This is a genomic window from Shinella sp. R2-11, from assembly GCF_055330205.1.
This window is the reverse complement of record NZ_JBVAPC010000001.1, coordinates 55,621-71,077: the sequence shown is the minus strand read 5'-3', so window position 1 is coordinate 71,077 and position 15,457 is coordinate 55,621. Positions and strand designations below refer to the sequence as shown.

Annotated in this window: 16 protein-coding genes; 13 read left to right on the top strand and 3 right to left on the bottom strand. The window is 65.3% G+C overall.

Going from position 1 to position 15,457, the window contains the following annotated elements; genetic code table 11:
• Nucleotides 1–13 precede the first annotated feature (13 nt).
• The 10 genes from ctaD (at nt 14) to rnhA (ending at nt 8,748) form a co-directional block, all read left to right on the top strand.
• Nucleotides 14–1,681, top strand: a complete 1,668-nt coding sequence (ctaD, locus tag ACZ1A1_RS00355) for a cytochrome c oxidase subunit I (protein ID WP_313192262.1) — start codon at nt 14–16, stop codon at nt 1,679–1,681.
• Nucleotides 1,682–1,883: 202 nt separating this feature from the next.
• On the top strand, nt 1,884–2,828 hold the full coding sequence (locus ACZ1A1_RS00350) for a heme o synthase (protein ID WP_463618281.1): 945 nt from the start codon (nt 1,884–1,886) through the stop codon (nt 2,826–2,828).
• Complete coding sequence (locus ACZ1A1_RS00345; RefSeq protein WP_318913621.1) at nt 2,828–2,968, top strand: hypothetical protein; 141 nt, start codon at nt 2,828–2,830, stop codon at nt 2,966–2,968. The genes ACZ1A1_RS00350 and ACZ1A1_RS00345 overlap by 1 nt, the downstream gene beginning before the upstream one ends.
• Nucleotides 2,969–2,970: 2 nt before the next feature.
• Nucleotides 2,971–3,576: a cytochrome c oxidase assembly protein gene (locus ACZ1A1_RS00340; RefSeq protein WP_313192265.1), complete on the top strand. Its 606-nt coding sequence runs from the start codon at nt 2,971–2,973 to the stop codon at nt 3,574–3,576.
• Nucleotides 3,577–3,635: 59 nt separating this feature from the next.
• Nucleotides 3,636–4,514, top strand: a complete 879-nt coding sequence (locus ACZ1A1_RS00335; protein WP_313192266.1) for a cytochrome c oxidase subunit 3 — start codon at nt 3,636–3,638, stop codon at nt 4,512–4,514.
• A 350-nt stretch (nt 4,515–4,864) separates the two neighbouring features.
• Entirely contained in the window at nt 4,865–5,248 is a 384-nt protein-coding gene (locus tag ACZ1A1_RS00330; protein WP_415213221.1) for a DUF983 domain-containing protein, read from the top strand.
• A 25-nt stretch (nt 5,249–5,273) separates the two neighbouring features.
• A complete protein-coding gene (locus ACZ1A1_RS00325) occupies nt 5,274–6,002 on the top strand; it encodes an SURF1 family protein (protein ID WP_463618940.1) in 729 nt (242 codons plus the stop codon).
• Nucleotides 6,003–6,090: 88 nt separating this feature from the next.
• Nucleotides 6,091–7,098, top strand: coding sequence for a 4-hydroxy-3-methylbut-2-enyl diphosphate reductase (gene ispH / locus ACZ1A1_RS00320; protein ID WP_119254522.1), 1,008 nt, complete (start codon nt 6,091–6,093; stop codon nt 7,096–7,098).
• Between the two features lie 247 nt (nt 7,099–7,345).
• The gene (locus ACZ1A1_RS00315; protein WP_463618280.1) at nt 7,346–8,311 is read left to right on the top strand and encodes a homoserine kinase; all 966 of its coding nucleotides are present in this window, start codon (nt 7,346–7,348) and stop codon (nt 8,309–8,311) included.
• Nucleotides 8,308–8,748 (top strand): ribonuclease HI, encoded by a 441-nt coding sequence (rnhA, locus tag ACZ1A1_RS00310; RefSeq protein ID WP_313192270.1) that lies wholly within the window; start codon nt 8,308–8,310, stop codon nt 8,746–8,748. The genes ACZ1A1_RS00315 and rnhA overlap by 4 nt, the downstream gene beginning before the upstream one ends.
• A 198-nt stretch (nt 8,749–8,946) precedes the next feature.
• On the opposite strand, the gene ACZ1A1_RS00305 is transcribed toward rnhA, so the two are convergent.
• The gene (locus ACZ1A1_RS00305) at nt 8,947–9,432 is read right to left on the bottom strand and encodes a redoxin family protein (protein WP_463618279.1); all 486 of its coding nucleotides are present in this window, start codon (nt 9,430–9,432) and stop codon (nt 8,947–8,949) included.
• Nucleotides 9,433–9,486: 54 nt separating this feature from the next.
• Nucleotides 9,487–10,275 carry a protein-disulfide reductase DsbD domain-containing protein gene (locus ACZ1A1_RS00300; protein ID WP_463618278.1) on the bottom strand — a complete coding sequence of 263 codons (789 nt, stop codon included), beginning with the start codon at nt 10,273–10,275 and terminating at the stop codon, nt 9,487–9,489.
• A gap of 172 nt (nt 10,276–10,447) precedes the next feature.
• Between ACZ1A1_RS00300 and ACZ1A1_RS00295 the strand changes: the two genes are divergently transcribed.
• From ACZ1A1_RS00295 to ACZ1A1_RS00285, 3 genes are all read left to right on the top strand, one after another.
• Nucleotides 10,448–11,053 (top strand): YqgE/AlgH family protein, encoded by a 606-nt coding sequence (locus ACZ1A1_RS00295; protein ID WP_119254527.1) that lies wholly within the window; start codon nt 10,448–10,450, stop codon nt 11,051–11,053.
• 107 nt (nt 11,054–11,160) lie between these two features.
• Nucleotides 11,161–11,352, top strand: a complete 192-nt coding sequence (locus tag ACZ1A1_RS00290) for a CsbD family protein (RefSeq protein WP_306035209.1) — start codon at nt 11,161–11,163, stop codon at nt 11,350–11,352.
• A 108-nt stretch (nt 11,353–11,460) separates the two neighbouring features.
• Nucleotides 11,461–12,519, top strand: a complete 1,059-nt coding sequence (locus ACZ1A1_RS00285; protein WP_463618277.1) for a zinc-binding metallopeptidase family protein — start codon at nt 11,461–11,463, stop codon at nt 12,517–12,519.
• Between the two features lie 9 nt (nt 12,520–12,528).
• On the opposite strand, the gene ACZ1A1_RS00280 is transcribed toward ACZ1A1_RS00285, so the two are convergent.
• Nucleotides 12,529–15,441 carry an EAL domain-containing protein gene (locus ACZ1A1_RS00280; RefSeq protein WP_119254529.1) on the bottom strand — a complete coding sequence of 971 codons (2,913 nt, stop codon included), beginning with the start codon at nt 15,439–15,441 and terminating at the stop codon, nt 12,529–12,531.
• Nucleotides 15,442–15,457 lie beyond the last annotated feature (16 nt).

Below are 15,457 nucleotides of genomic sequence, written 5' to 3'. Positions count from 1 at the left end.
GGGAGTTGAGACCATGGCCGGAACATCCGCTGCCCACGGCGATCACCACGATCACCACGAACACAAGCCGCTTAGCTTCTTTCAGCGTTGGTTCCTGTCGACCAACCACAAGGATATCGGCACCCTCTACCTGATCTTCGCGATCATTGCCGGCCTTATCGGCGGCACGCTGTCGATCTTCATGCGCATGGAGCTGCAGGAACCGGGCATCCAGATCTTCCACGGTCTGGCGCAGATGGTCTACGGCTTCGAGGGCGATGCCGCCATCGACGGCGGCAAGCACATGTTCAACGTCTTCACGACCGCGCACGCGCTCATCATGATCTTCTTCATGGTCATGCCGGCGCTGATCGGCGGCTTCGCCAACTGGATGGTTCCGATCATGATCGGCGCGCCGGACATGGCGTTCCCGCGCATGAACAACATCTCCTTCTGGCTGATCGTCCCGGCCTTCCTGCTGGTGCTGCTTTCGATGTTCGTCGAAGGCCCGGCGGGCGCCTACGGGTCGGGCGGCGGCTGGACGGTCTATCCGCCATTCTCGACGACGGGCCAGCCCGGGCCGGCCATGGACTTCGTGATCCTCGGCCTGCACATCGCCGGCGCGTCCTCGATCCTCGGCGCGATCAACTTCATCACGACGATCCTCAACATGCGCGCTCCGGGCATGACGCTGCACAAGATGCCGCTCTTTGCCTGGTCGGTGCTGATCACCGCCTTCCTTCTTCTGCTCTCGCTGCCGGTCCTGGCAGGCGGCATCACCATGCTGCTGACGGACCGCAACTTCGGCACGGCCTTCTTCGCGCCGGAAAACGGCGGTGACCCGATCCTCTTCCAGCACCTGTTCTGGTTCTTCGGCCACCCGGAAGTGTACATCCTGATCCTGCCCGGCTTCGGCATCATCAGCCACATCGTCTCCACCTTCTCGCGCAAGCCGATCTTCGGCTACCTCGGCATGGCCTATGCCATGGTCGCCATCGGCGCCGTCGGCTTCATCGTGTGGGCGCACCACATGTATACGGTCGGCATGTCGCTCGACACGCAGCGCTACTTCGTCTTCGCCACGATGGTCATCGCGGTTCCGACGGGCGTGAAGATCTTCTCGTGGATCGCGACGATGTGGGGCGGCTCGATCCGCTTCACGACCCCGATGGTCTGGGCGATCGGCTTCATCTTCCTGTTCACCGTCGGCGGCGTCACGGGCGTCCAGCTCGCAAACGCCGGCCTCGACCGCGCCCTGCACGACACCTACTACGTTGTGGCCCACTTCCACTACGTCCTGTCGCTCGGCGCCGTCTTCGCCATCTTCGCGGCCTGGTACTACTGGTTCCCGAAGATGACCGGCTACATGTATTCCGAGTTCATCGGCAAGCTGCACTTCTGGGTCATGTTCATCGGCGTGAACCTGATCTTCTTCCCGCAGCACTTCCTCGGCCTTGCCGGCATGCCGCGCCGCTACATCGACTACCCGGATGCCTTCGCCGGCTGGAACGCGGTGTCGTCCTACGGCTCGTATATCGCAGGCGTCGGCGTCCTGATCTTCCTCTTCGGCGTCTTCGAAGCCTTCGCCAAGAAGCGCGTCGCCGGCGACAATCCGTGGGGCGAGGGTGCGAACACCCTGGAATGGCAGCTCTCCTCGCCGCCGCCGTTCCACCAGTGGGAACAGCTCCCGAAGATCAAGTAAGGTCTTGCAAGATCGGGGCCGCCGGCGACGGCGGCCTCAAGACTGGCAGAACGTTGACAATGCCGACGGGGGCCGGCGGTCGCTGGGTGGCAAACCCGCACCCCACCCTCCGTCATCCTCGGGTCAAGCCCGAGGATGACGACGGAGAGGGAAGGCCGCAAGGCCGACCCTCTTGCGGACAACGGAACGAAACGGAAAGAACATGGCGGTCATCGAGCATCACGAAACGATCCCGGGCGGCGGCGAGGTCTACCTCTCCGAAGCGTCCCCGCGCGATTTCTTCGAACTGCTGAAGCCGCGCGTCATGTCGCTGGTCGTCTTCACGGCCTTTGCCGGCCTCGTGGTCGCGCCCGGCACGATCAACCCGTTCATCGGCGCGATAGCGATCCTCTGTATCGCCGTGGGCGCCGGTGCATCCGGTGCCCTCAACATGTGGTACGACGCGGATATCGATGCGGTCATGACCCGCACCGCCAAGCGTCCCATTCCCTCGGGCCGCATCCGCCCGGAAGAGGCGCTCGCCTTCGGCCTGACGCTCTCGGCCTTCTCGGTCGCCATCCTCGGCCTCGTGGTCAACTGGCTTTCGGCGGGCCTGCTCGCCTTCACCATCTTCTTCTATGCCGTCATCTATACGATTTGGCTGAAGCGCTCGACGCCGCAGAACATCGTGATCGGTGGCGCGGCCGGCGCCTTCCCGCCGATGATCGGCTGGGCCTGTGTCACCGGCGGCGTCTCCATCGAGAGCGTCGTCCTCTTCCTCATCACCTTCCTGTGGACCCCGGCGCATTTCTGGGCGCTCGCGCTGTTCAAGATGCGCGACTACGACGCCGTCGGCGTGCCGATGCTGCCGAATGTCGCCGGCGAGGCCACCACGAAGATCCAGATCCTCGTCTATGCGGTGCTGACCGCCGCCATCGCGGTCGTGCCGAGCGTCCTCGGTTTCGCGAGCCTCGGCTACGGTCTCTTTGCCGCAGCCCTCGGCCTCGGCTTCGTGTGGTATTCTGTCGGCGTGTTGCGCATGCCGGAGGGTGATCGCGCGATGGTCCCGGCCAAGAAGCTCTTCGCCTTCTCCATCGTCTACCTGTTTGCGGTCTTCTCCGGGCTCATGCTCGACCACCTGATCGCCTCGTTCGGATGGGTGCTGTAATGGAAACGATAAATCTCACGGAAAGCCAGAAGAAGGCCCGTCGCGGCCGCAACATCGCGCTCGGCGCGGTGCTCCTGGGCCTCGTCGTGCTGTTCTACATCGTCACGCTGGTGAAATTCGGCGGCGGGATGGTGGGCTGAGCATGAGCGAGACGAAAACGACCGAAAAGAGCAGGCTCGGCAATGGCGCCATCGTCGCCATCTGCTGTTCCTTCGTCATCGGCATGGTCGGCGCGGCCTATGCCGCCGTGCCGCTCTACGAGATGTTCTGCAAGGTGACGGGCTACGGCGGCACGACGCAGCGCGTCGAGCAGGCATCCGACGTCATTCTCGACAAGAAGATCAAGGTACGCTTCGACGCCAATGTCGGCCCGGGCCTGCCCTGGACCTTCGAGCCGGTGCAGCGCGAGGTCGAGATCAGGATCGGCGAGACCGTGCAGGTCCTCTACAAGGCCCGCAACCACAGCTCCAAGGCGACGACCGGCCAGGCGACGTTCAACGTCACGCCCGAGGCGACCGGCGCCTATTTCAACAAGGTCCAGTGCTTCTGCTTCACCGAGACGACGCTGAAGCCCGGAGAGGAACTGGAAATGCCCGTCGTCTTCTTCGTCGATCCCGAGATCGTCGATCCGGTCGAGACGAAGGGCGTCCACACGATCACGCTGTCCTATACCTTCTATCCGCGAGAGGCGTCGAAGCCGGTGGTTTCGGCTGTGGACGTGAAGGCGGACGACGCGAACAAGCTTTGAAATATATGCGTTTCCGGCTATGCCGGGAACGGAACGCGATACATTCGGGGATAAGTCACATGGCCGATGCGCATCAGAAGAAACACGACTACCACATCATCGACCCGAGCCCGTGGCCGCTGCTTGCCTCCATCGGCGCCTTCGTCATGGCCTTCGGCGGCATCGCCTATATGCGTTATCTGTCGGGCGGCGCCTTCCACATGTTCGGCATGGACCTCGCCACGCCGTGGGTCTTCTTCATCGGCCTGCTGATCACGCTCTACACCATGTACGGTTGGTGGGCGGACACGGTGAAGGAAGCGCATGAGGGCCACCATACCCGCGTCGTCTCGCTGCACCTGCGCTACGGCATGATCATGTTCATCGCCTCGGAAGTGATGTTCTTCGTCGCCTGGTTCTGGGTCTTCTTCGATGCCAGCCTCTTCCCCGGCGAGCCGATCCAGGCCGCCCGCACCGCCTATACCGGCGGCGTCTGGCCGCCGAAGGGCATCGAGGTGCTCGATCCCTGGCACCTGCCGCTCTACAACACCGTCATCCTGCTGCTGTCGGGTACCTGCGTGACCTGGGCGCACCATGCGCTGCTGCACAACGACCGCAAGGGCCTCGTCAACGGCCTTGCGCTGACGGTCGCCCTCGGCGTGCTGTTCTCGACCGTGCAGGCCTACGAATATGCCCACGCGCCCTTCGCCTTCAAGGATTCGATCTACGGCGCGACCTTCTTCATGGCGACCGGCTTCCACGGCTTCCACGTCCTGGTCGGCACGATCTTCCTGATCGTCTGCCTCATCCGCGCCATGCGCGGCGACTTCACGCCGAAGCAGCATTTCGGCTTCGAGGCGGCCGCCTGGTACTGGCACTTCGTCGACGTCGTCTGGCTCTTCCTGTTCTTCTCCATCTACATCTGGGGTGGCTGGGGCGCTCCGCTCGCCCACGGCTGAGCGGACGGAACGGAACGACACGAACGGCCGCAGCGATGCGGCCGTTTCCCTTTGAGGCGCCTTTGTCGCGGGCTTTCGATTGGACGGGGCGCCGGCATGACGATATAGGATGGGGCAGGATTTTTGCCCCTCATCCCCCTGCCGGGACCTTCTCCCCGCAGGCGGGGAGAAGGGGAAAGCCGAGCCGTTTCCATCCTCTCCTCACCTCGCGGCAGGACGGAAAGCGGCGAGCCCATCGCTCCTCGCCCCACTTGCGGGGAGAGGATGCCGGCAGGCAGGTGAGGGGCAATCCGCTGAAAAACAATCGCCGCCGCTCGATTGCCGCGGCCGCACGAAACGGAATCAGCATCATGGACGAAGACAAGGCACTCTATCCGCCCGTCGACCCCTTCAGCGCCGGGGCGCGCGGCCGCTGCCCGCGCTGCGGCGAGGGCAAGCTCTTCGACGGGCTGCTGAAGGTCCGGCCGGCCTGCACCAATTGCGGGCTCGACTATTCCTTCGCCGATTCGGGTGACGGGCCGGTCGTCTTCGTGCTGCTCATCGTCGGCTTCGTCGTGGTGGGCGCGGCGCTCTGGATGGAGGTCAACTACAACCCGCCGCTCTGGGTGCATTTCATGCTCTGGATCCCGCTCGTCATCGGCCTCGGCCTCTGGCTGACGCGCATCCTCAAGGGCCTGCTGATCACCCTGCAATACCGCAACAATGCGCGGCCGGGCGAGATCGACCGTGGCTGAGGTGCCGGCAGGCCGCGCGCCGCGCATGGGCAGGGCCAAGATGGTCGTGACGTGGATCGCCTTCTTTGTCGCGCTCGCCATCCTGCTTTCGCTCGGCACCTGGCAGGTCCAGCGGCTCTACTGGAAGGAAGCGCTGCTCGCCGATATCGCCGAGCGCCGCGTCGCCGCCCCCGTGCCGCTTGCCGATATCGAGGCGATGGCGGCAAGGGGCGAGGATATCGAATACCGCCCGGTCACCGTCTCCGGCGTCTTCGCCAACAACCGTGAGCGCCATTTCTTCGCCACCTGGCATGGCCAGACCGGCTATTATATCTATACGCCGCTGCAGCTTGCCGACGGCCGCTTCCTCTTCGTCAACCGCGGCTTCGTGCCCTTCGAGGCGAAGGAGCCGGAAATGCGCAAGCAGGGCCAGCTCACCGGCGAGCAGACCGTTACCGGCCTTGCCCGCGCGCGCCTTGCCGAAAAGCCGTCCTCCATCGTGCCGGACAACGATCTTGCCAAGAACATCTTCTACTGGAAGGACCTCGACGCCATGGCGTCGAGCACCGGCATTGCCGCGGACAGGCTGGTGCCCTTCTTCGTCGATGCCGGCGATGCACCGAACCCGAAGGGCCTGCCGATCGGCGCCGTCACCCAGTTCGACCTGCCGAACAACCACCTGCAATATGTCGTCACCTGGTATGGTCTGGCAGCGGCGCTGGTGGGCGTGGCGCTCTACGCCCTGTTCCGCCGGAAGGGCGATCCGGCGCCCTGAAAGTGCCGGATGGAGCTGTTTTCCCTTGGCGCGGCGGCCCGTGCCGGCCTATATGGGCGCAAGGCCCCGTCCCATTGCCGGATAACCGATGAGCATGATTGAGAACCGACCGGACTTGACCATCAGGCTGTGCGGCCCGCGCGGCTTCTGCGCGGGGGTCGACCGCGCCATCCAGATCGTCGTGCTGGCGCTGAAGGCCTATGGCGCGCCGGTCTATGTGCGCCACGAGATCGTGCACAACCGCTATGTCGTGGAGGGGCTGGAAGCCAAGGGCGCGATCTTCGTCGAGGAACTCGACGAGATTCCGGAAGAGCACCGCCAGCAGCCCGTCGTCTTTTCCGCCCATGGCGTGCCGAAGTCGGTGCCTGCCGATGCCGAGGCGCGCAACCTCTTCTATCTCGACGCGACCTGCCCGCTCGTCTCCAAGGTCCACAAGCAGGCGATGCGTCACCAGCGCCTCGGCCGCCATGTCGTGCTGATCGGCCATGCCGGTCACCCCGAGGTCATCGGCACGATGGGGCAATTGCCCGAAGGCTCCGTCTCGCTGGTCGAGACGGTCGAGGATGCCGACAGATACGTGCCGCCGGACCCCGACAATCTCGGTTTCGTCACCCAGACGACGCTCTCGGTGGATGACACGGCCGGCGTCATCAAGCGCCTGCACGAGCGCTTCCCGAACCTCACGGCCCCCGCCGCCGATTCCATCTGCTATGCCACCACCAACCGGCAGGAGGCCGTCAAGCAGGCGGCGCCCGGCTGCGACCTCTTCCTCATCGTCGGCGCGCCAAATTCTTCCAATTCCAAGCGCCTCGTCGAGGTGGCGCTGAGAGCCGGGGCGGCGAAATCCGTGCTCGTCCAGCGCGCTTCCGAGATCGACTGGGAGACCATCGGCGACATCCGCACCGTCGGCCTCTCTGCCGGCGCCTCCGCCCCGGAGGTCATCGTCAACGAGATCATCGAGGCTTTTCGCGCGCGCTACAACGCGGTCGTGGAGCTTGCCGACACGGTCGAGGAGAACGAGCACTTCCTCGTCAACCGCGAACTGCGGAGCATTGAGCTCACCTCGGCCGACATGGCGTTTGTCAATGGTGAGTGAAGTGAGCTGCGTGTTCTCCGGCGTTGCCCCTCATCCCCCTGCCGGGACCTTCTCCCCGCAGGCGGGGAGAAGGGGAAATCCGGGCCGTTTTCCGTTCCCTTCTTTCTACTTTGAGGTTGGAAGGAAGCCCGTGAGACCATCGCTCCTCGCCCCGCTTGCGGGGAGAGGATGCCGGCAGGCAGGTGAGGGGCAGCGCGCCGCACCGACCCATCCGATCGATCCTATCCCCCAAGCCTGAGACCCGCCCGTGGCCGTCTATACCGATATCACCGAAGACGATCTCTCCCGTTTCCTCACCGCCTATGATGCGGGCACGCTGCTCTCCTACAAGGGCATCGCGGAGGGCGTGGAGAATTCCAACTTCCTGCTGCACACCACGAAGGGCGCCCTCATCCTGACGCTCTACGAGAAGCGCGTCGACCCGAACGACCTGCCGTTCTTCCTCGGCCTGATGCACCATCTGGCGGAAAAGGGCCTGTCCTGCCCGCTGCCCCTGCCGCGCAGCGACGGCGCGTTGCTCGGCGAGCTCTCCGGCCGCCCGGCCGCCGTCATCTCCTTCCTCGAAGGCATGTGGCTGCGCAAGCCGGCGGCCAAGCATTGCCGGGAGGTCGGCCGCGCGCTGGCGCAGATGCACCTTGCCGGCGAGGGCTTCGAGCTCACCCGCCGGAACGCGCTTTCCGTCGATGGCTGGCGGCCGCTCTGGGACAAGTCCGCCGATCGCGCGGACGAGGTGGAGAAGGGGCTGCGGGACGAGATTCCCGGTGAACTCGATCTCCTGGAAGCACGCTGGCCGAAGGACCTGCCGACGGGCGTCATCCATGCCGACCTCTTCCAGGACAACGTCTTCTTCATCGGCGACGAACTGTCGGGCCTGATCGACTTCTACTTCGCCTGCAACGACATCCTCGCCTATGACGTCGCCACCTGCCTCAATGCCTGGTGCTTCGAGAAGGACGGCGCGTTCAACCTCACCAAGGGCATGGCGCTGCTGGAGGGCTACGAGAGCGTGCGCCCGCTGTCCGACGCGGAGGTGGCCGCGCTGCCGCTGCTGGCCCGCGGCTCGGCCATCCGCTTCTTCCTGACGCGGCTCTACGACTGGCTGATGACGCCGCCCGGCGCGCTGGTCGTCAAGAAGGATCCGCTCGAATACCTGCGCCGGCTGCGTTTCCACCGCCAGGTGCGCGACGCCCGCGAATACGGACTTTCCCGATGAAGCATGTCGATATCTTCACCGACGGCGCCTGCTCGGGCAATCCCGGCCCCGGCGGCTGGGGCGCGGTGCTGCGTTACGGCGAGGTCGAGAAGGAACTTTCCGGCGGCGAGGCGGCGACGACCAACAACCGCATGGAGCTGATGGCGGCGATGAGCGCGCTCACCGCGCTGAAGAGCCCTTGCGAGGTCGATCTCTACACGGACTCGAAATACGTCATGGACGGCATTTCGAAGTGGATCTTCGGCTGGAAGAAGAACGGCTGGAAGACCGCCGACAAGAAGCCCGTGAAGAACGGCGACCTCTGGCAGGCGCTCGACGAGGCGCGCCTTCGCCACAAGGTCGAATGGCACTGGGTCAAGGGCCATGCCGGCCACCCGGAGAACGAACGCGCCGATGAGCTCGCGCGCAAGGGCATGGCGCCGTTCAAGAGGGGGTGAGCGGGTTGCCGCTGCCCCTCACCTGCCTGCCGGCATCCTCTCCCCGCAAGCGGGGCGAGGAGCGATGGGCTTGCCGTTTTCCCTCCCTCGAAACGTATCGGTAAGGGCGGGGAGGCCTCTACCTCCTCCTTCTCCCCGCTTGCGGGGAGAAGGTCCCGGCAGGGGGATGAGGGGCGATCCCTCATCCAAAACACGGCCTCAAAGCTGCTCGATCATCGCCGCCGCGCCGGAAACCGTCGCCTGGCCGGGGCTTTCCTCGACATTGAGCGACTTCACCACACCGTCCTCGACGAGCATGGAATAGCGCTTGGAGCGCACGCCCAGCGTGCCGGCGGAAAGGTCGATGTCCATGCCGAGCGCCTTGGTGAAGGCGGCGTCCCAGTCGGCGAGGAAGCGCAGCTTGCCCGCGCCGCCCGTCGAGGTCGCCCAGGCGCCCATGACGTGGTGGTCGTTGACGGCGACGACGGCGATGTCGTCCACGCCCTTGGAAAGGATCGCGTCGCGGTTTTCCAGGTAGCCCGGCAGGTGGTTCAGCGAGCAGGTGGGCGTGAAGGCGCCGGGTACGGCGAAGAGCACGACGCGCCTGCCCTTGAACAGCTCGTCCGTCGAGATGTCGGCGGGGCCGTCTGGCGTGCGTTCCTTCAGCTTGAGGTCGGGCAGCTTGTCTCCAACGGCAATGGTCACGGCGTCTCTCCTGTCTGGTGGCAAAATGGCTTGCGGCGGAACTATAGGGGAGCGCTAGTCGATGGCAAGCGGGCTTTCCATCGTCTTCTCGCCGGCGCGCACCGTCAGGCGGATCGGGTCCTTCGCAAGATCGAAGACCTTGGGCTTGTGCAGCACCGGCACCTCGGCGACATAGGCATCGCCCTCAAGCCGCGCGGGGCTCGCCGCGCCGAATTCGAAGCTCGATGAGCCCGAGAGGAAGACGTCGGGAAGAGGGCCGTCCGCCGGCGCCTCGAAGCGCACCGTCACGCTCTTGCCGTCCGCCGCCCACGCGCCGGAGAGCGGCTTGAAGCCGTTGCCCGCGCCATGCGGGAGCGTCGCCTCGGCGTCGGCGACGGCGGCTTCCTCGAGCGGGTTGGCGAAGCTCTCGTCGCTCGCATCCACCGTCAGTTCCGCCTGCACGGGAATGCAGATCTCCTTGCACATGCCGATGAAGACGGTGGCGGTGATCGGCCCTCCCGCCTTGTCGAGCGTCAGGGGCAGGCGCACCGGCCTGTCGTAGCCGATGTAATGGGTCTCGGCATCGCCGAGCCGCTTCGGCGCGGGAAAGCCGACCGATGTCAGCGTCGCCCCGGTGACTGCCACCGAGGGGGGAATGCCGCTGCCGCCGGGATCGCGCCAATAGGTCTTCCAGCCGTCATGCAGGCGGATGTCGAGAACGGCGCGCATCGTGCCGTCGGCGGAAGCCGGAAGGGCGACGAGGCGCACATCCCCGCCCGGCGTCTCGACCCAGGAAGAGGACGCGGCGGCGGCGGAAGAGGCGGCGAAAAGCAGCGGGATGGCGGCGATCAGCAGGCGTTTCATGACCTCATATCTAGCGCCGGCTCTTGCCGCTTGCCAGCAACAAAACCTCGCGCGGCCATCATAAAAGCTTGATCGCGCGCCGGCTGAGCATGCGTTTCATGTAAGGCCGGATGGGCGGGCCGGCGAAAAGAACGCTTTTCATTTGGCCGCGAATTGATAGGCTGTCTGCACTATGGCTATGTCGGTTCTGAAAAAGACACGAGAACGCGGCTTCCTTGACGGTCAGTTCCTGATCGCCATGCCGGGGATGGCCGACGACAATTTTGCCCGCACCGTGGTCTATATCTGCGCCCATTCGGAAGACGGCGCCATGGGCTTCGTCATCAACCGGCCGCAACCGCTCAGCTTCTCCGACGTGCTCCTGCATCTCGACCTCCTCGGCGAGGAGGAAGTGATCCGCCTGCCGGGCGCGACGCTCGATTTTCCCATCCGCTGCGGCGGGCCGGTGGAAAGCGGGCGCGGCTTCGTGCTGCATTCGGACGACTACATGTCCGAATCCAGCATTCCGGTCAGTGACGAGATCTGCCTGACCGCGACGCTCGACATCGTGCGCGCCATTTCCCGTGGTCGCGGCCCGCAGCGCGGCATGATGATGCTCGGCTATGCCGGCTGGGGCGCGGGGCAGATCGAGAACGAGATCGGTGCCAACGGCTGGCTGAGCTGCCCGGCGCAGGAAGAGCTGATCTTCGACACCAATCTCGACAGCAAGTACGAGCGCGCGCTCGGCCTGATGGGGATCACGCCCGCCATGCTCTCCACGGAAGCGGGCCACGCCTGAGCCGCGCCCTTCCGATTTTTTTCACCCTCATGGAACCTGTTGCGATGCACACCGTTCTCCCGGCGCGCCGATGGTGGCGCTTGCAACCGGACACAGGGAGCATGACGATGGGCAGCACGAGCGACAAGATCAAGGGCACGGCGAACGAACTGGCCGGCAAGGCCAAGCAGGCCGCCGGCAAGGCGACCGACAGCCCGAAGATGCGCGCCGAAGGCGCCGCACAGGAAGCCAAGGGCAAGACCCAGAAGGCCGTCGGCAAGGCCAAGGACGCCGTCAAGGGCGCCGTCGACCGGCTCTGATCCTGTCCGGATGGCCAAGGTCATCCAGTCCTTTTCGAACAGGGATACCCGCACCGGCAATGGCCGGTGCGGGTATCCTGCCGAATGCACCGAACGATCCGGGATGCCATGAAACTCTTCACCTGCGGGACCTGCGGCCAGACGATCCATTTCGACAACCGCTTCTGCATGCGCTGCGGCGCGCCCCTCGGCTTCCTTGCCGCGGACGTGACGCTGCATGCCCTGGTGCCGGAAGGCGAGGGTGTCTGGAAGATCGCGTCGGGCGGCCTCTATCGCTACTGCGCGAATGCCGTCCACGACGTCTGCAACTGGATCGTATCGGCCGACAGTCCGCATGCCTTCTGCGAGGCCTGCCGGCACAATCGCATCGTGCCCACTACCGATCCCGTCGGGCTGGAGCGCTGGCGGCGCATCGGCGCGGCGCAGCGGCATCTGTTCTATTCGATCCTGCGCTGGAAGCTGCCGCATCCGACCCGCGAGGAGGACCCCGCCGGCGGACTCGTCTTCGATTTCCTCGCCGACGAACTGGATGCGAACGGCTATGTCGTATCGCCCGCCATGACCGGCCACGAGGACGGCCTGATCAGCCTGCGCGCCGCCGAGGCGGACGATGCGGTGCGCGAGAGCGTGCGCGTCGCCATGGGCGAGCCCTATCGCTCGCTGCTCGGCCATTTCCGCCATGAGGTCGGGCATTTCTACTGGACGCAGCTCGTCCGCGACGAGGCGACACTGGAGGAGGCGCGCAATCTCTTCGGCGACGAGCGCGAAGATTACGCCGCCGCCCTCCAGCGCAACTACGACGAGGGGCCGCCTGCGGACTGGCAGGAGCGGTTCATCAGCACCTATGCGAGCTGCCACCCGGCCGAGGATTTCGCCGAATGCTGGGCGCATTTCTTCCATATCGTCGATACGCTGGAAACCGCCCGCGCCTTCGGCCTCAACACCGATCCGAAGGGGCATGAGGAACTGGAAGCGGAAGTCACCTTCGATCCCTATCGGGCGCCGAATGCCGGCCGGCTCGTCGAATCCTGGGTTCCGCTCAGCGTCGCGATGAACGCCATCCAGCGCTCCATGGGCCAGCCCGACAGCTACCCCTTCGTGCTCTCCCCGCCGGTGGTGGAGAAGCTGGATTTCATCAATAGGCTGGTGCGCCGCGCGGCGGCCTAGCGGGCGTTATCACGCCCGCTTCATCAGCGGAAAGCGTTCCTTCAGGAGGCGCAGCACCGAATCGTAGCCGATCGGCGGGCCGAAGATGTAGCTCTGGCCGAACTCGCAGCCCATGTTGCCGAGCTCGATGGCGTCCTCTTCCGACTCGATTCCTTCCGCGACAACCTGCATTTCCAGTTCCCGCGCCATCGAGATGACGGAGCGCAGCAGCACGGTGCGCTTGTCGGAACCGTCGCGCACCAGCGCCTTGTCGATCTTGATCGTGTCGAAGGGGAAGCGGGTGAGATAGGAGAGCGAGGAATGGCCCGTGCCGAAATCGTCGAGCGCAAGGCCGAGCCCGACATCGCGCAGCTTGTTGAGGATCAGGCGGGCCTGTTCCGGATTTTCCATCACGACGGATTCGGTGAGCTCCAGCTTGATCTTCTGCGGCTCGCAGCGGGTGCGGGCGAGCGCCGCGCGCACGTCGTTGTAAAGCTCGTTGTTGAGAAGCTGCGCGCTCGACAGGTTGACCGAGACGAAGACCGGAAGCTCGCCGGTCTGGAGCTGCCAGTCCATCAGGTCGCTCGCGGCCTTGTCGAAGGCGAAGAGGCCGAGCTGGTTGATGAGGTCGGACGCCTCCGCGATGGGGATGAACTCGGCCGGCGAGATATTGCCGCGCTTGGGATGGTCCCAGCGCATCAGCGCCTCGAAGCCGGCGATTTCCGCATCCTTGAGCCGGACGATCGGCTGGTAGACGAGGGAAAGCTCCTTGCGCTCGATGGCGCGGCGCAGGTCCGTCTCGATCTGCAGCCGGTCTGCGCCGAAGGTGCGGAAGGCGGGGCGGAAGGGCTCGACGCGGTTGCCGCCGGCCTTCTTGGCCCGGTACATGGCAAGCTCGGCATCGTTGAGCAGGCCGGCCGCATCCTCCTGCTGGTCGACCCAGGAGACGAGGCCGATGGAGGCCGTCAGGATGATCTCGCGGCCGCCGAAATTGATCGGCACCATGATCGCCTTGCTGACCGCATCGGCGAAATCCGCCACCTTGGCGGGATCCCGCTCCGACATGAGAATCAAGCCGAACTGGTCGCCGGCAAGCCGGGCCAGCGTATCCTGCGGCTTGAGGAGCCGGCGCAGGCGCCGGGTCAGCGCGATGAGGATATTGTCGCCGGCGGCGATGCCGAGCGCGTCGTTGACCTGCTTGTAGCGGTCGATGTCGATGGTCAGCACCGTCGGGCGCACGGTCTCGGAGCTGGCGGTTAGTGACAGGATCGATTGCAGGCGGTCGAGGAAGACCTGGCGGTTCGGCAGGCCCGTCAGGTTGTCGTGCAGGGCGTCCTGCAAGAGCCGGTCGATCGAGTTGCGCTGTTCGGTGATGTCGATGATCGTGCCGACGCAGCGGATGATCTCGCCATTGGCGCCGAGCACGGGGCGGGCGCGGATCGAGAGCCAGTGATAGTGGCCATCCTCGGCGCGCACGCGAAACTGATGATTGAGCCGGCCCTTGCGATGCTCCAGCAGCACGTCGAGCGTGGCGCGGAAACGGTCGCGGTCGTCGGGATGGAGGCGCGGCAGCCAGTTGCGCGCCGGGCCGTGCATGACGCCCGGCGCAAGGCCGAGCTGGATGGAGATATCGGGAATGGTGACGACGCGGTCGCGCGCCACGTCCCAGTCCCAGACAGTGTCGCCCGAGCCCGTCAGAGCCAGCGACTGGCGCTCGAGATCGGAGAATAGGCCCTGGCTGTAGGCGCCGCCGGCAAAGGCATGCTGCATCACCGTGAAGCCGATGAGCAGTACGATGAGGACGAGGCCGCCGCCGAGCGCCGGCTGGATGATGTCGTTGTTGAGCTGGCCCGTCACCGTTAGCCAGGCGCCGAACAGCCAGACGAGGATCAAAGCCCAGGCGGGCACGAGCAGGATCGCCCGGTCATAGCGGTTGAAGCCGAGATAGGCGATGAGCACGATGCCGACCGTCGCTGTCAGCGCGAAGGAGAGGCGGGCGATGCCCGAGGCGATCGGCGGATCGTAGATCGCGACGCCGAAGAGCAGGCCGAGGCCGAGGATCCAGGCGAGAGTCGCATAGGCGAGATGCGCATGCCATCGGTTGAGGTTGAGATAGGTGAAGAGGAAGACGACAAGGCCCGCCGCGAGGAACACCTCCGTTCCCGCGCGCCATATCCGCTCGTCGCCCGCCGTGATCGAGATGAGCTTGGAGAGGAAGCCGAAATCGACGCAGATATAGCCGAGCACCGCCCAGGCGAGCGCCGCTGTCGCCGGCAGCATGGAGGTGCCCTTCACCACGAAGAGGATGGTGAGGAAAACGGCGAGCAGGCCGGCGATGCCGAGCACGATGCCGCGATAGAGCGTGAAGGCGTTGACCGTGTCCTTGTAGGCGTCCGGCTCCCAGAGATAGATCTGCGGCAGGTCGGGCGTCGCCAGCTCGGCGACGAAGGTGACGACTGTGCCGGGGTTGAGCGTGATGGAGAAGACGTCCGCCTCCTCGCTCGGCTCGCGGTCGAGCGCGAAGCCTTCGCTCGGCGTGATCGAGATGATGCGCTTGGAGCCGAGGTCCGGCCAGAACAATTTTGACTGCACGAGGCGGAAATGCGGGGCGACGATCACGCGGTCGATCTGCTCGTCGGAAACGTTGGCGAGTGCGAAGACCGCCCAGTCGCCCTGGTGCTCGTCGGAGGTGGCCCGCACCTCGATGCGCCGCACGATGCCATCGGTGCCGGGCGCGGTGGAAACCTGGAAGGCCTCGCCCCGGCCGGTATAGATCTCGGTGGTGGCGGTGAGGTCGAGCGCGGTGTCGTCACGGGAAATCTTCACCGGCTCGACGGCATAGGCGCGTCCCGGCAGCATCCCCGCAAGGAGGATCGGCACCAGAAGGATGAAAGCGAGCAACCGGCTGGCACGCAGCGCTTGCGGCACGAAGGAAGACGTCATTGAAAGTGCATTGTCC

Excerpts from the sequence above, each read along its gene's own strand:
- ACZ1A1_RS00285 (WP_463618277.1), top strand. The coding sequence starts at position 11,461 with ATGAAACTCTTCACCTGCGGGACCTGCGGCCAGACGATCCATTTCGAC.
- ACZ1A1_RS00280 (WP_119254529.1), bottom strand. The coding sequence starts at position 15,441 with ATGACGTCTTCCTTCGTGCCGCAAGCGCTGCGTGCCAGCCGGTTGCTC.
- ACZ1A1_RS00290 (WP_306035209.1), top strand. The coding sequence starts at position 11,161 with ATGGGCAGCACGAGCGACAAGATCAAGGGCACGGCGAACGAACTGGCC.
- rnhA (WP_313192270.1), top strand. The coding sequence starts at position 8,308 with ATGAAGCATGTCGATATCTTCACCGACGGCGCCTGCTCGGGCAATCCC.
- ACZ1A1_RS00345 (WP_318913621.1), top strand. The coding sequence starts at position 2,828 with ATGGAAACGATAAATCTCACGGAAAGCCAGAAGAAGGCCCGTCGCGGC.
- ACZ1A1_RS00330 (WP_415213221.1), top strand. The coding sequence starts at position 4,865 with ATGGACGAAGACAAGGCACTCTATCCGCCCGTCGACCCCTTCAGCGCC.
- ACZ1A1_RS00325 (WP_463618940.1), top strand. The coding sequence starts at position 5,274 with ATGGGCAGGGCCAAGATGGTCGTGACGTGGATCGCCTTCTTTGTCGCG.
- ctaD (WP_313192262.1), top strand. The coding sequence starts at position 14 with ATGGCCGGAACATCCGCTGCCCACGGCGATCACCACGATCACCACGAA.
- ACZ1A1_RS00340 (WP_313192265.1), top strand. The coding sequence starts at position 2,971 with ATGAGCGAGACGAAAACGACCGAAAAGAGCAGGCTCGGCAATGGCGCC.
- ACZ1A1_RS00295 (WP_119254527.1), top strand. The coding sequence starts at position 10,448 with ATGGCTATGTCGGTTCTGAAAAAGACACGAGAACGCGGCTTCCTTGAC.
- ACZ1A1_RS00300 (WP_463618278.1), bottom strand. The coding sequence starts at position 10,275 with ATGAAACGCCTGCTGATCGCCGCCATCCCGCTGCTTTTCGCCGCCTCT.
- ACZ1A1_RS00350 (WP_463618281.1), top strand. The coding sequence starts at position 1,884 with ATGGCGGTCATCGAGCATCACGAAACGATCCCGGGCGGCGGCGAGGTC.
- ACZ1A1_RS00335 (WP_313192266.1), top strand. The coding sequence starts at position 3,636 with ATGGCCGATGCGCATCAGAAGAAACACGACTACCACATCATCGACCCG.
- ispH (WP_119254522.1), top strand. The coding sequence starts at position 6,091 with ATGAGCATGATTGAGAACCGACCGGACTTGACCATCAGGCTGTGCGGC.